Consider the following 14,132-nt stretch of genomic DNA (forward strand, 5'->3'; position numbering starts at 1 on the left):
ACCAATACCCATTCCTAAAAGGAGTTTTGATTTCATGACAGAGGCATTACTTGCTGCTTTGTTTGTATTTGTATTGGCATCTTTTATTGGCTTTGAAGTCATCAATAAAATCCCACCGACTTTACACACGCCCTTAATGTCAGGCTCAAACGCGATTTCTGGGATTGCGGTACTGGGAGCAATAGTTGCTGCTGGTGCGAGAGACACAAGTGTGTCAGTAATTCTCGGTTTGATTGCTGTGGTATTGGCAACAGTCAACGTTGTGGGTGGTTTTTTAGTGACAGACAGAATGTTGCAAATGTTCAAGAAGAAGGAGATTAAAGCGTGAGCGACTTTTTACCAACTGGCATTCAGCTGACGTACTTAGTCGCTGCATCGTTATTCATTCTGGGCTTGAAAAAGCTGGGATCACCTGCTACAGCGAGGAACGGTAATATCGTAGCGGCTGTGGGGATGCTACTGGCGATCGTGGCAACAATGCTGGATCAGCATGTGTTGAACTACGAGATGATATTGTTGGGCTTGGCAATTGGCTCGGGAATTGGTGCGATCGTTGCCTACAAAGTCCAAATGACCGAAATGCCCCAAATGGTGGGTTTACTCAATGGTTTGGGGGGTGCGGCTTCGGCATTAGTAGCCGTTGCCGAATTCTGGCGGTTATTAGATAGTTCTCAGCCGATACCCCTAGATGTGAACATTTCCATGCTGTTGGACGTGTTAATCGGCGGTGTTACCTTCACGGGTAGCTTTTTAGCCTTTGCCAAATTGCAAGGTTTAATTAGCGGTTCCCCGATTACATTTCCATTCCAGCAACCATTTAACCTCTTGCTTTTGGGTGCTTATTTATTAGGTAGTGCCTATTTAATCATCACGCCAGATAGCTTACCCATATTCTTGGGAGTGGTAGCTGTTTCCTTAGTGTTGGGTGTGATGTTCGTCATCCCCATTGGTGGCGGCGATATGCCAGTAGTAATCTCGCTGTTGAACTCCTTGTCAGGTGTGGCGGCGGCGGCGGCTGGATTTGTGGTGATGAACAATATGTTAATCATCGCTGGTGCTTTAGTAGGAGCATCTGGCTTAATCCTCACCGAGATTATGTGTAAGGCGATGAACCGCTCTCTCTTCAGTGTGCTGTTCAGCGCTTTTGGTACAGGTTCTAGTTCTAGCGGTGGTGCTGCTAGTGGTGGTGCAACTGATCAAACCGTCCGCAGTATTGATCCTGAAGAAGGGGCGATGATGTTGGGTTATGCCCGTTCTGTGGTAATTGTGCCCGGTTATGGTATGGCAGTAGCTCAAGCGCAACACAGCGTCCGGGAATTATCAGATCAGCTAGAACGTATGGGCGTTGATGTCAAGTATGCCATTCACCCCGTTGCTGGCAGAATGCCGGGGCACATGAATGTGTTGCTGGCAGAGGCAAATGTGCCTTATACGCAGTTGTACGATATGGATGATATTAATCCCCAGTTTGAACAAGCAGATGTGGCTTTAATAATTGGGGCAAATGATGTGGTAAATCCGGCGGCGCGGAGTGATAAAAATAGCCCGATTTATGGTATGCCAATTTTGGAAGTAGATCGGGCAAAGCAGACGATTGTGATTAAGCGCGGGATGAGTACGGGTTTTGCTGGTGTAGATAATGAGTTGTTCTACAAGGATAAAACGACGATGCTTTTTGGTAGCGCGAAGGATATGGTGGCGAAGTTGGTTTCGGAAGTGAAGCAACTTTAACGAACCGCGAAGGCGCGAAGGAAGAATTTAGATAACTGGCTTGCCTTGGGGGTGTGATGCTTCTGAGGCAAGTTTTTTTATTAGTGGATTAAACCAAATGTTCCCGATAGGTTTTTACAAAAACGAACGACGCTTTAGATATGCTGCCACAGTCTAATTGTACAATCCTTACTACCACTAACAATAGTTTGACCATCAGGACTAAAAGCTACTGATGTGACTGCGTTAGTGTGTCCAGAAAGAACACAAATAGCAGGTTTACTTTTTAATTGCCAAATTTTGATTTTACAGTCATCACTCCCACTGGAAACTATTTTACCATCAGGACTAAAAGCAACTGAGTTTACTGGGGCTGAGTGCTGTCCAAGTGTACAAACTTCTCTTCCTGTCTTTGCATTCCAAAGCTTAAGCCTATAGTCATCACCACCACTAACAAGTATCTGATTGTCTGGGCTAAAAGCTAGTGAATTTATGGGTAATTTACTAGCTTCTATACTGCGAATTTCTCTCCTGGTTTTCAAATTCCAAAACTTAATTAGTCCATGCCCATCGCTACTAGCAAGCGTTTCTCCATTTGGACTAATAACTATAGATTTTATTGCACTTGAATGGCCATCTAAAGTATCAATTTCCAATCCTTCTTTAACATCCCATAGCTTAATCTTGTAATCTTGGCCTGCACTAGCAATAATTTTGTTGTCAGGGCTGAAAGCTATTGTATAAACTCTTCTCAAACCGGAAATACCATGCCCATAAAGGCTTTTTTCTTCATTTGTGCTAAGATTCCATAACTTAACTACATTTTGATCCCAAGACTCTATCACTGCACTAGCAATAAATTTTCCATCGTTACTGATAGCTGCTGGAGTAGGGTAGCTACCTATTCGTATATATTCACCTCTAAACTTAAAAATTAGCTTATTTTCACGCCAATTCCAAACAATAATTTTTTGGTGATGTAGATCGTATCGAATAGCAAGCAAATCTGCGTCAGGAAAAAAAGCAACTGAGTGAATTTCACTTTTACGTTCTCCGATAAATATACAACGCCATGAGTGAATTTGTTCTATATTACTTACTTCTTCTAAATTGGTTTTTCCAGAAGGTGCGTTAGATTGAACACCTACGATATATTCCTTTAATTTATGATAGTCCAAACAATCATCTAAATTTTTGTCCGCTTGCAAAGTAAAAGAATCTGAGGATATAGCAGAATTTAATGTACTACAGTCCCAAAAATTACGATAATGCTCTACAAGCCGATTGTGAATTTCTTCAATATTTTCTTGAGTAGTTACAATATCTGGCATTATGTCTTTTAAAACAATACCTTCTATCAAATAGATTTCTCTCCCAAATGAATCTTTTAGAACTCCATTTCCTGAAACACCTGTGTCTCCCGCAGTCGCTTCGATAACGCGGAAAATTAAAGTAAGATTCCCAACCTTAGAATTATGAATTTCACGATATAAGGCAGAACCTTTTTCAGTCAAATCTCCTTCTGCTGCCTTAGCAAGTATACTAGATGCACCAGCTTGACACATGAAGTTAGGAGCTACAACTGTCCTGTAATCAAGGTATTGATTACGGCTTACTAAGAACCCCCAAGCCTGAATACTTTTCATAGCAAAGTAATATCCGATTCTGGAAATGTGTAATCAAGTTTATTTCTAATAGATAAGAAGCAATTGATTACGTGCTTGAGCGCGGTTTCTTCATCGACAACTACCTTGAGTGATGCAGCCTGTTCACGACGAAGCTCATCAGTTCTTCTAACTGCTGCTTCTTGTTTCTTCTGTGCTGGTTCTTCAGCATACTCAATCAATTTTTGTAGGATATCTTCAGCAAATTGATACTTTTTAGGTAAAATTTGCTGCACAATTTTTAGACCACTGCCAAAAGCTTGACCTAACCTGTCCCAAAAACTCAAGTTTGGTTTAACTTCAATTGGTATACTAAGTTGTTCTTGCTTCTTTCTCATAAGTTCCTCTAGCTGGCTTTGTATCATATCTGGCAAAACACAAGCCAAGGGTACTTCTACATGAAATGGTTGCGGTAACTCCCCAGTTTTTGCCATACTGCCATCTGGTTGCAATTTAGCAAAACCCATACCTACTGCACTTACTGGAATTAAGCGCACTGGTGTACCCGCTTTGTTACGCACTTTTACAAGATTTCTAAATTCTTCAATTTGTAGCAACCGATCACGTATTTGATCTAATGTAAAGTTTCCTTGTATAATATCCCACTTACTAATAACAAAGTGAATTGGTTTGTTACTATTCTGCATTACATGAAGCATATTGGGTAAATCGTTTATAGCCCAAAGTTTTCCTAGCTTTTCATTACGCATTAATGCAGAAAGCCTTTGACCGTCTAACAATCCCAGCATAGTTTCCGCTTCTTTAAGCTTGCTCTCAAATGCAGCGTCTTCTTCTTCCATTTCATCTGTTAGCCTGCCACCAGCATAATCCAAATAGGCAAATTTGCAAGCTGAGTAAATTGGCAGGTTTTCTGTCTGAACACGACAAGTGAAAGTCCATTCTGATATTTCGCTATATGTTGTCCCTTTTGGCCATTTCTCATCAACTGCAATTTGTGTATAGATGTTGTTCAGCCGCTTTCTTTTTTCTGCTCCATCAACTTCTAAAAAGAAGCCATGCTCTCCCTGCGTGGATAGCTTCTTATACATACTCGCCAAAAAAACGGTCTTGCCAGATCCAGATGGGCCTAGCATAATTACTGTGTAAGTATTCAAGACTATCTCCAGTTATATAAGTGCTTTTTATTGATTGACAAAATAATCTCGAAGCTTTACTTAGTAGCTAAATAAAGATATTATTGTCAGCCATGAACCATTTTGGGTTAGACAAGGACAAAATGCCTCAGCAATTTTACTTAGTAATAATGGAGTGTAACAATACTAAATCTTATGTGACTAGAAAAGAGCGATCGCCAAAACTCCACGGTGCCATCGCTCTCTTCTTCCCTCTGTGTCCTCTACGTCTCTGTGGTTCGTTAAAAAAGCGATCGCTAAGACATTGGATGAGAAATATTTAAGACAACAGCTAATGCTTGAGAAATAAGTTGCATTTCTGAGTCGGAGAGTTTACCTAGTTTTCTAACTAATCTTGTTTCTGAAACTGAACGTATTTGAAAAGTATCTACACCAGAAACTTTAGCTAAACTATTCTCTGTGCTTGGTTCCAGCCGCACCATCCAAAGTCTAACAGCATATCTTTCTTTCCAATCTGTAACTGGGACAATAACCTTCAAAGGTAAAATTCCAATGGCATCATCATTGACTATGATACAAGGACGTTTTTTGCTAATTTCTGTCCCGACTGTTGGATCTAAATTAATCAACCAGACTTCACCTCTGTACATAATTTACTGAGTTGTGTAAGTCTTCATCTGGATAGTCGCAAAAGTCTTCTCCTTCTAAGTCAGAAAATATATCTAATTCACTACCAGATGCATAGTCTGCAATAGCTGTCACAGCCGCTAATGTTAATTGGCATTTTTGCTGATCTTTGGTGAGTGAGTGTTTTTCTTGAAGAACCAATTGCAGGGCTGATTCAGCTATCTTTAGGCGATCGCTTATACTCAAACTTGGAAGTGCTTGCAGAATTTCTTTGATTTGCATATAAGTTTATAGAGTCGATCTATTATTAATCCTAATCAAAATATGGCGTTTACAGTATGCCTTAGCGTAGCTTACCGCGGGTATCGCCTCTTCTCTGATTTCTCTGTGTCCTTTGCGCCTCTGTGGTTTGTTAAAAAAGGCGTAGGCATTGGCGTAGTGGCGTAGTTTCTCGTAGAAAAGGCACCACCTGAAAAATCTCTACTCTGCGATTATGATTAATTTAGGAAGAAGTCAGAATCTAAGGTTTCATCAATAGAAAAAGGATAGTCTTTAGGAAAAATAGATAGAGGAAGCCCTGTTTCAATAGATGCCTCTTTTCGAGCGTGTTGGTAACAATTGTCAAAAACTTCCGTGTAATAGTATTTTAAGCTAGGACTATCTACAAATGCTTCTTGTAATCTTTGACGATGTTCATAAATTGTATATAACCAGCTATTGGATCGGTTCTGGGGTTGAAATTTGTATTTGAGAAGGTGCATTAAAAGCACTCTAAGATTACTCCTTAAAGCATTTTTATCACTCCTTCCCATACTTTCAATTTCTTCAATTAAATTTTCTAAATCTAATTCTAAAAATTTTTTGTTTTTTAATAAATTAACAGTGTGTTCTAACCACAAATGATAATCTTGTGCATAGAGACTATTGGTTTTAGGAACAGATTGATTGCTCATAATCTTCTCCTTTATGGATATATAATTTTAACATTACTTCTTTTATTTCAGAGTGTGTGTTAGCGTAGCTTACGGCAGGTATTGCATTTTTTATTCTTTTTTTGCGCCTCCGTATCAGACAAAAAAAGCGTAAAGATACGCGTAGTGTTACCTAGAAAAGGCTACCGCAAGCATCGCTAACGCCTAAATTGTCCGTTTTATCGGGATTTCTATCCAGAACTCACAGCCTTTGCCAGGTTCAGAAACACACTTGATATTACCGCCGTGTTTTTCCACAATAATTTGGTAGCTAATAGATAACCCTAAGCCAGTACCTTGTCCAGGTTGTTTGGTGGTAAAGAAAGGTTCAAAAATGCGCGATCGCTTAATCTCTGGAATTCCACAACCATTGTCAGCAATCCAAATTAGAATACTATTCCCTTCGATAACTTCTGTACGAATCCAAATTTTAGGATTGTCAATTATTTTTGCAGCTTTTTCTGAGTTTTCTAATGCATCGATCGCATTGTTGAGAATATTCATAAATACCTGATTCATCTGGGCCCCATAGCAGACTAATGGAGGTAATTCACCATATTGTTTAACTACCTCAATAACAAAAGAATTAGTCTCTGGTTGCAATCGATGCTGTAAAATCAACAAAGTACTGTCGATGCCTTCATGAATATCAACGGGCTTCATTCCTGTTTCGTCAAGTCGAGAAAAACTTCGCAATGATAAGACTAGCTGAGAAATTCGATCTGCCCCTATCTTCATTGAAGTCAGGATTTTAGGCAAGTCATCACTAATGAAATCTAAATCCAGTGCTGCTGCTTGCTTTTGAATTTCTCCTGTTGTCTTAGGATACTGTTTTTGATAGAGGCGCAGTAATTTTAATAAATTTTCGGCATGTTCAGTAACATAAGTGATGTTGCCATAGATGAAACTAATCGGGTTGTTAATTTCATGTGCTACACCAGCAACTAACTGCCCTAAACCTGCCATTTTTTCACTTTGAATCAACTGGCTCTGAGTGTGCTGTAATTCTTTAAGAGTCTGGGTAATTTCTTCTTTTTGACGTTGAGTTTGTTCGAGTAATTCCGCTTGTTGAAGTCCTACCCCCAACTGAGTACCAATTTGCATCAGCAAATCTACCTCATCCTCTTGCCAATCACGGGGCTTGATATTTTGATAAGCTGCTAGTAATCCCCAAAGTTTCTCACCCTGAAAAATCGGCACAATTATATATGCCCTAACCTGCATTAGCTCAAGCAGAGCAATATGACAAATAGAATAATTGGCGCTGTAAATGTCTTTAATGGCACAACTTTTGGCATTAGCAAACCTTCCGCCTTGCGTTTCTTGTAAATAATCATCTGCAACTACAGGTACAATTTCCCTTATTGGTGTCCAACCTTGAGCTAAAGACTCAGCAACAAATTCGCCACTCCAATCAGCCCCGAATCGATAGATTGTCACTCGATCAACTTCCAATAGCCGCCGGACTTCTTCTGTACTGGTGGCAAAGATGGTATGAATATCAAGAGACTGGCGAATTTTCTCTACTGTTGTGGCTAATGCCTTTTCTCTTTCGGCTGCTTTCCGTTCTCGTGCAGCAGCTTGAGCCAGTTTTTGGGTTTGCACCTGCATCTGTTTCAAAGACTCAGCTTGCTGTAGTGCTACCCCCAATTGAGCGCCAACTTGTGCTAATAAATTGATTTCCTCATCTTGCCAATAACGAGGTTGGGAATTTTGATAAGCTACTAGCAATCCCCACAACTTCTCGCCCTGAGAAATTGGGACAAAAACTTCATTTCGTGCATACTTACCCGCTTGCTTTCCTTGTAGAAAAACGCCTTCTGCTGTCACAGGCTGCGGCTTAACCATTGGTGTCCAACCATCAACAATAGAATCAGCGACAAATTCGCCACTCCAATCAGGATAGAAGCGATAAATTGCTACTCGTTCTACTTGTAATAACCGACGGACTTCTTGAGTTGTGGTTTTAAAAATAGCTTCAATATCAAGAGACTGACGAATTTTTTCTACGGTGTTCGCTAACGCTCTTTGTCTTTGGGCAGCTTTGCTGATCTCTGCTGCTTGGGTTTGCATTTGTTGGATAAATTCTGCTTGCTGCAAAGCTACACCTAGTTGTGTGCCTACTTGAGTAAGCAAGTAAACCTCATCTTTTTGCCAATCACGGGTTCTGGCATTTTGATAAACTGCTAGCAAGCCCCACAGCTTCTGACCGTGGTAAATGGCAATGATCACATAAGCTCTTGCCTGATATATCTCTAAAATTTTAATGTAGCAGTTACTAAAGCCTGAATTGTAAATATCATTACAAACACGGTACACCTCACAGCGACTGAAGCTACCACCCTCTGTATCTTGTAAATAAGTGTCAGCGACTGGAGGTTTAGCTAAATCTTTGGCGCTACATTCACTGACGTTTTCACTCACTTCTGGCCGGTGAAATTGCTCATCTATGAGGGAAATCCAACCCTCTGCCACTGATTCAAACACGAATTCACCACTCCAATCGGGATTGAAGCGATAAATAGCCACACGGTCAGCATTTAGCAGCTGCCTAAGTTCTCCAGTGGTTGTGTGGAAAATGTTTTCTAAGTCTAGAGACTGACGAATTTTCTCAACGGTTATGGCGATGGTTCTTTGCCATTGGGCTGCTTTTTCTCTGGCTTTTGCTTGTGCTAGTTCTGCTGATTGTAGTTTTACTTGTTCTAGGTAATCTGCTTGCTGTAAAGCAACTCCCAGATGTCCGGCGATTAATTGCACAAACTCAATTTCTGATGTTTCCCATTGCCGAGGGCTACTACACTGATGAATACACAACAATCCCCATAAATCTTTACCTTTGATCAAGGGGGCAATTATACTAGCACGTACTTGGAATCTTTCTAAAATCTGGATGTAACAATCACTAGCATTAACTTGATAAATATCAGCTATTGCTCTAATCCGACCTTGCTGATATAGCCCTGCGAACTCCTCACTAAAGCAGTGGTCGCGCAATTTGGCTGCTAGTGCCGAATCCCATTCTGTTGCCACATCTTCATAGATAAATTCCCCTTCCCATGCCAAATCAGGATAGAAAAGAAACACGCCAACCCGATCGCTTTTCAGAAGCTGGCGGACTTCAGTAACTGTAATTTTGAAGATGGTTTCTATATCTAGAGACTCGCGGATGCGGGCAATAACTCCAGATAAGGCTTTTTGTTGCTCATTCTGATGTAAGGAGGATGTCACATCTGAATGAGATTCTTGCTGTTGTGAATTTGCTTCTATGGGTTGAGTTGTAGAGGAGTTTTCCATTCCCAGTGGGACTTTAAATATTAGAAGTCTTCTATCTCATGATTCCCGTTGCGATCGCAAAGGTAACAGTTCTTTTCAGGGAATGCCATAAAAAATAGTTTAGGGACACGATATTATCGTGTCCCTACAAAAACATTTCTCAACCACGAGAAAATTATCGCCGCTTAGGAGTGGCGCTGCGGCTGGTACGTTTGTCATCATCTCGGCGACGGCGATCGCGCCAATCTGCCACGGTTAAATAACCAATACCACCAGTGACTACTACGAGTAGCACTACGGCTACTATTGTCAAAATACTCAAAAATGGACTTTCCACGATGCCTCTACAGTCCGTTACGTCCCCAAACTACCATTGCAATTGACCAAGTAAACACAACTAACAGTGATACCCAACCTAGTGTCAAAATCTCCATAGTCCCGCTTTTCAAATAATTACAAAAGGTTTCTAATATTTATCATACAGGGATTGGGCAGGCTGAGATTTGTTTATAAATGAGATTATAAGTTGGACGTGTGATGTCTACGATGGTCACTGACCTTGCCATCGCTACGCGAACGTGGAAGCAAGCTACGCGCAGCGTCTCCTAAAGATAGTGGGGGCTATTAGATGTTGCAAATGATACACCATTTTTATTGGTACGCTGCTACTTCAGGCATTAATAAAGACAAATGTAAAAAATTAGCGATCGCGCTTTCCCACTTGATAGTTTGGGAATACTAGGGTTGTGCGTATATATTTCAAATCTAGCCACCCCTAGTATCATGCCGACGTTTTTCAACTATCCCTTCCACTCTAATGGTTTTGTTGCCCACGGACATTGTTATCTCTGGAAAACTGGATTAGTTTGGCTCCACATTATATCTGATGCCACGATCGCTCTAGCCTATTATTCCATTCCCTTCCTACTGATTTACTTTATTTCCAAACGCAAAGACGTTCCTTTCAATGGAGTCTTTATGTTATTTGGTGCTTTTATCATTGCCTGCGGTACTGGACACTTGATGGATATTTGGACGCTTTGGCATCCAGACTATTGGATTGCAGGTGGTTTAAAAGCTTTAACTGCCATTATTTCAATATATACGGCATTTGCATTATTTCATCTCATGCCTCAGGCTCTAACACTACCTAGCCCAGCGCAGTTAGAAGTTATCAATCGAGTACTTTCAACTGAAATTGTAGAACGCAAGCACATCGAAAAAGAACTACGCGTTGCACAAGAAGTCACTCAAAACTCTAGCCAAGCCAAGAGTGAATTTCTCGCTAATATGAGTCATGAGCTACGCACACCTCTTAACGGTATTCTGGGCTATACACAAATTCTCCAACGCACAGAATCTTTAAGTGAGAAAGGACGCAAAGGAGTTGGCATTATTTATCAATGTGGTTCTCATCTTTTAACCCTAATTAATGATGTCCTGGATCTCTCTAAAATAGAAGCCCGAAAACTAGAATTGTATCCTGTAGATTTCTACCTACCTGCCTTTATAGATAGCGTGACTGAAATTTGCCGCATCCGGGCAGAACAAAAGGTTATCGCATTTCATGTCGAACTCGATCCTGATTTGCCAATAGGCATTCATGCTGATGAAAAACGCTTGCGGCAAGTACTGATTAACTTGCTTAGTAATGCAATAAAATTTACTAATCAAGGTAGTGTCACCTTCAAAGTTCAGGTCATTGATCAAGAGTCAAACGCCAATGGAAAAACTGATTATAAAATTCGCTTTCAGGTAATAGATACCGGCACGGGTATAATCCCTGAACAAGCCGAAAAAATCTTTCAGCCTTTTGAGCAAGTGGGAAATCAGAAACGACAATCTGAAGGTACAGGCTTGGGATTAGCAATTAGCCAACAAATTGTTTTGTTGATGGGTAGTCAAATTCAGGTGCAAAGTATCTTAGGTAAAGGTAGCACTTTTTGGTTTGAGGCAAAATTGCCAGAATCTAAAGACTGGGCAAAAGTTTCTAGAGTGATTGAGCAGGGAAGCATTATTGGTTATCAAGGAGAAAGGCGCACCATTTTGATTGCAGATGACAAATGGGAAAACCGATCAGTAATTGTAAATTTACTAGAGCCTGTTGGGTTTACTGTTGTAGAAGCTAGCCAGGGTGAGGAAGCATGGGAACAGGCTCTAGTCTACAAACCAGATATAATTATCACTGATCTAGTGATGCCTGTATTGAATGGATTTGAGTTGATTGAACGTTTGCGCCAGTCTGGGCCATTTAAAGAGATTGCTGTCATCGCTTCGTCAGCCAGTGTATTTGCTATCGACCAGCACAAGAGTATTGATATCGGTGCAGATGCATTTCTACCAAAGCCTATAGAAGCTGAAACGCTGCTGGAAATACTACGACAATTTTTGCAACTGGAATGGATTTTTGACGTTAAGGTAGACGCAATCAAAAAAACCTATACAGGTGGTTTAAATCAATCAGATGAGATGATTTATCCTGCTAAAAAGGTTTTACAAGAGTTGCTCGATCTGACACAAGACGGCGATATTCAAAAAGTTTTAGAACTTGCTGAAAAACTTTCTGCATCTGATAATCATTTAAGCATTTTTACCCAGCATATTATCCAACTTGCTAGTAATTTCCAACTCAAACGTCTGGAAACTTTTCTTGTAAGTATTCAAGAGTCATAATTCAGAAGTCAGAATAAATAAGACAATCTGCAAAAATATTTCAATACTTGATAGTTTAGCAGAAAGCGCATTAGTTTTTTTTATTAGTATATAAATTTCCCAATCAATAGGTTCATTAAGTTAATAAGTTATTAACTTACTATGCTGATTCTATTCTGTTAGCAGTAGCGGGGCGTTTAACCTATTATGACTTCTGGCTCCTAAATTCTTTTATTCAAGAATACATCAATTAATTTGAGTTAAATTTCAATTTAAAATTCATCATGGGTAAAACTGCAAATAACGGATTTATTTTGATTGTGGATGATAATCCGACAAATTTATCTGTCCTGTGTGAAGCACTCAATAGTGAGGGTTTTCGTTTCCGTGTTGCAGTCGATGGAGAAACTGCGATCGCTCAAGCCGAACGCAATCAACCAGAGTTGATTTTGCTGGATGTACAAATGCCCGGTATTGATGGTTTTGAAACTTGTCGCCGCCTTAAAGCCAATCCTGTTACCCAAAATATTCCAATTATTTTCACCACTGCCTTAGCGGATACGGAAAGCAAAACTAAGGGATTTTCCCTTGGTGCAGTAGATTATATCCCTAAACCGTTTGCACATGAGGAAGTCATTGCTAGAGTGCGCGTACATTTACAACTCAAACAATTGACTGAATCTTTGGAACAACAAGTTAGCGATCGCACCAAGGCTTTGCAACAAGCTCAAGTCCAACTAGTGCAGCAAGAGAAACTATCAACACTCGGAGAGTTAATCGCTGGTATTGGCCATGAAATCAATAACCCCATTAACTTTATTTCCAGCAATATTCCACCCTTGCAAGAATACATTTCAGGAGTAACGAAGTTGCTTTTACTATATGAACAAGAGTATCCAAACCCAACAGCCAAAATTACCACTGCTATTAAGGATTTGGATATTAATTTCATTCTTGAAGACATGGTAAAAATTTTGAACTCTCTCGAAGTAGGAAGCGAACGAATTCAGAACCTTTCTAATTCACTCCGCAACTTTTCTCGCTCGGATAGTGATACTAAAATATCTGCTGATTTGCACCAAGGTCTAGATAGTACATTAATAATTTTGCAACACCGCCTCAAAGCTAATGGCGAGCGTCCCGGCATCAAGGTTATTAAAAATTATGGAGTATTACCAGAAGTAAACTGCTATATTGGGCAGATGAATCAAGTATTTATGAACATTTTGGCAAATGCAATTGATGCCCTTGATGAAGCTATAATTCTAGGTAAAATAATCAATCTAATTCCTCAGATTAAAATTGTAACAGAAATAGATTCTGAACAATTAGTTATAATTCGGATTGCTGACAATGGGATTGGTATTCCTGAACAGTTTAAAAAGCGCTTATTTGAGCCGTTGTTTACCACAAAAACCGTTGGTAAAGGTACTGGACTTGGCTTGTCGATCGCATATCAAATAGTTGTAGAGAAACACAAAGGTGTATTAGAAGTGAATTCTCAACCAGGTATGGGAAGCGAGTTTATTATCAAAATTCCCGCATAAGGCAGCATTTAATTAATTACAACGCTGCTTTAGCATTTATCATACTGAAGAGTAAGGAAAATCCCAATACCTAATTCCTAATTTCTATATAGAGTGAACTCAATTTTAGATGCTCAACTGATGGCAGAACGCCTAGAATCCCTGAAAGCTGGAATAATTGGGGGTTTATCTGTGTGTTTTGCTTTTGCTCTTTCTAGTTTGTTGAATACTTTCGTACTGGCAAAGTATTTTCAGACACTCGCATGTCTGCAAAATGATCTTGACTGGCACTTGTGGCTAAGTGGTGCAGTTGCAACTTTTACTGGCTTATTATTTGGTGTTACCTACCGTTATATCATCCGCTCAGATAAAAATCCCCAACTCAAAGCTGGTGGTGTACTGGCTTTTGGCTTAGTGCGGGGATTAACTCAGATAGAACTTGGCTGGAATTCTAATAGCACAATTTGGCCTTTTTTGGTGTTGGCGGGAGAAAGTGTGTTGTGGTTTGCGTTGCCTGCGATCGCTGTTAATGTCGCTATTCAACTTCGTTGGATTAAACCTTTTTCATCAATCTAAACTCCCTATGTCCCTAAATAAAAATATAAATTATTACTA

The 14,132-nt window shown here is 39.9% G+C and carries 14 protein-coding genes; 6 read left to right on the forward strand and 8 right to left on the reverse strand.

Annotated elements, in window-relative coordinates; translation table 11 throughout:
* Nucleotides 1-34: 34 nt before the first annotated feature.
* Both RMY00_RS15030 and RMY00_RS15035 read left to right on the forward strand, forming a co-directional pair.
* Complete coding sequence (locus tag RMY00_RS15030) at nucleotides 35-328, forward strand: NAD(P) transhydrogenase subunit alpha (protein WP_100900811.1); 294 nt, start codon at nucleotides 35-37, stop codon at nucleotides 326-328.
* Nucleotides 325-1,731: an NAD(P)(+) transhydrogenase (Re/Si-specific) subunit beta gene (locus tag RMY00_RS15035; protein WP_322648302.1), complete on the forward strand. Its 1,407-nt coding sequence runs from the start codon at nucleotides 325-327 to the stop codon at nucleotides 1,729-1,731. Before RMY00_RS15030 ends, RMY00_RS15035 begins: the two co-directional genes overlap by 4 nt.
* Nucleotides 1,732-1,865: 134 nt before the next feature.
* Here the strand turns inward: RMY00_RS15035 and RMY00_RS15040 are convergent, their stop codons facing one another.
* Both RMY00_RS15040 and RMY00_RS15045 read right to left on the reverse strand, forming a co-directional pair.
* On the reverse strand, nucleotides 1,866-3,356 hold the full coding sequence (locus tag RMY00_RS15040; protein ID WP_322648303.1) for a WD40 repeat domain-containing protein: 1,491 nt from the start codon (nucleotides 3,354-3,356) through the stop codon (nucleotides 1,866-1,868).
* Nucleotides 3,353-4,489 (reverse strand): hypothetical protein, encoded by a 1,137-nt coding sequence (locus RMY00_RS15045; RefSeq protein ID WP_322648304.1) that lies wholly within the window; start codon nucleotides 4,487-4,489, stop codon nucleotides 3,353-3,355. Before RMY00_RS15045 ends, RMY00_RS15040 begins: the two co-directional genes overlap by 4 nt.
* Nucleotides 4,490-4,611: 122 nt before the next feature.
* On the opposite strand from RMY00_RS15045, the gene RMY00_RS15050 reads away from it, so the two are divergent.
* Nucleotides 4,612-4,791, forward strand: a complete 180-nt coding sequence (locus tag RMY00_RS15050; protein ID WP_322648305.1) for a hypothetical protein — start codon at nucleotides 4,612-4,614, stop codon at nucleotides 4,789-4,791.
* Here RMY00_RS15050 and RMY00_RS15055 read toward each other — a convergent pair.
* The 6 genes from RMY00_RS15055 to petN form a co-directional block, all read right to left on the reverse strand.
* Complete coding sequence (locus RMY00_RS15055; RefSeq protein ID WP_322648306.1) at nucleotides 4,765-5,118, reverse strand: type II toxin-antitoxin system PemK/MazF family toxin; 354 nt, start codon at nucleotides 5,116-5,118, stop codon at nucleotides 4,765-4,767. The two genes, RMY00_RS15050 and RMY00_RS15055, sit on opposite strands and share 27 nt — an antisense overlap.
* On the reverse strand, nucleotides 5,105-5,377 hold the full coding sequence (locus RMY00_RS15060) for a hypothetical protein (RefSeq protein WP_322648307.1): 273 nt from the start codon (nucleotides 5,375-5,377) through the stop codon (nucleotides 5,105-5,107). The genes RMY00_RS15055 and RMY00_RS15060 overlap by 14 nt, the downstream gene beginning before the upstream one ends.
* 215 nt (nucleotides 5,378-5,592) lie before the next feature.
* Complete coding sequence (locus RMY00_RS15065; protein ID WP_322648308.1) at nucleotides 5,593-6,048, reverse strand: DUF29 domain-containing protein; 456 nt, start codon at nucleotides 6,046-6,048, stop codon at nucleotides 5,593-5,595.
* A 183-nt stretch (nucleotides 6,049-6,231) separates the two neighbouring features.
* Entirely contained in the window at nucleotides 6,232-9,360 is a 3,129-nt protein-coding gene (locus RMY00_RS15070) for a GAF domain-containing protein (RefSeq protein WP_322648309.1), read from the reverse strand.
* A 154-nt stretch (nucleotides 9,361-9,514) separates the two neighbouring features.
* Complete coding sequence (locus tag RMY00_RS15075) at nucleotides 9,515-9,676, reverse strand: hypothetical protein (protein WP_322648310.1); 162 nt, start codon at nucleotides 9,674-9,676, stop codon at nucleotides 9,515-9,517.
* Between the two features lie 7 nt (nucleotides 9,677-9,683).
* A complete protein-coding gene (gene petN / locus RMY00_RS15080) occupies nucleotides 9,684-9,773 on the reverse strand; it encodes a cytochrome b6-f complex subunit PetN (RefSeq protein ID WP_012408302.1) in 90 nt (29 codons plus the stop codon).
* 349 nt (nucleotides 9,774-10,122) lie between these two features.
* On the opposite strand from petN, the gene RMY00_RS15085 reads away from it, so the two are divergent.
* From RMY00_RS15085 to RMY00_RS15095, 3 genes are all read left to right on the forward strand, one after another.
* Entirely contained in the window at nucleotides 10,123-12,012 is a 1,890-nt protein-coding gene (locus RMY00_RS15085) for an ATP-binding protein (protein WP_322648311.1), read from the forward strand.
* Between the two features lie 263 nt (nucleotides 12,013-12,275).
* Complete coding sequence (locus tag RMY00_RS15090) at nucleotides 12,276-13,538, forward strand: response regulator (protein ID WP_322648312.1); 1,263 nt, start codon at nucleotides 12,276-12,278, stop codon at nucleotides 13,536-13,538.
* A 120-nt stretch (nucleotides 13,539-13,658) separates the two neighbouring features.
* Nucleotides 13,659-14,093, forward strand: a complete 435-nt coding sequence (locus RMY00_RS15095) for a hypothetical protein (protein WP_322648456.1) — start codon at nucleotides 13,659-13,661, stop codon at nucleotides 14,091-14,093.
* The last annotated feature ends 39 nt before the right edge of the window (nucleotides 14,094-14,132 follow it).

This window comes from Nostoc sp. ChiVER01, assembly GCF_034531155.1.
Taxonomy (GTDB): Bacteria; Cyanobacteriota; Cyanobacteriia; order Cyanobacteriales; family Nostocaceae; genus Nostoc.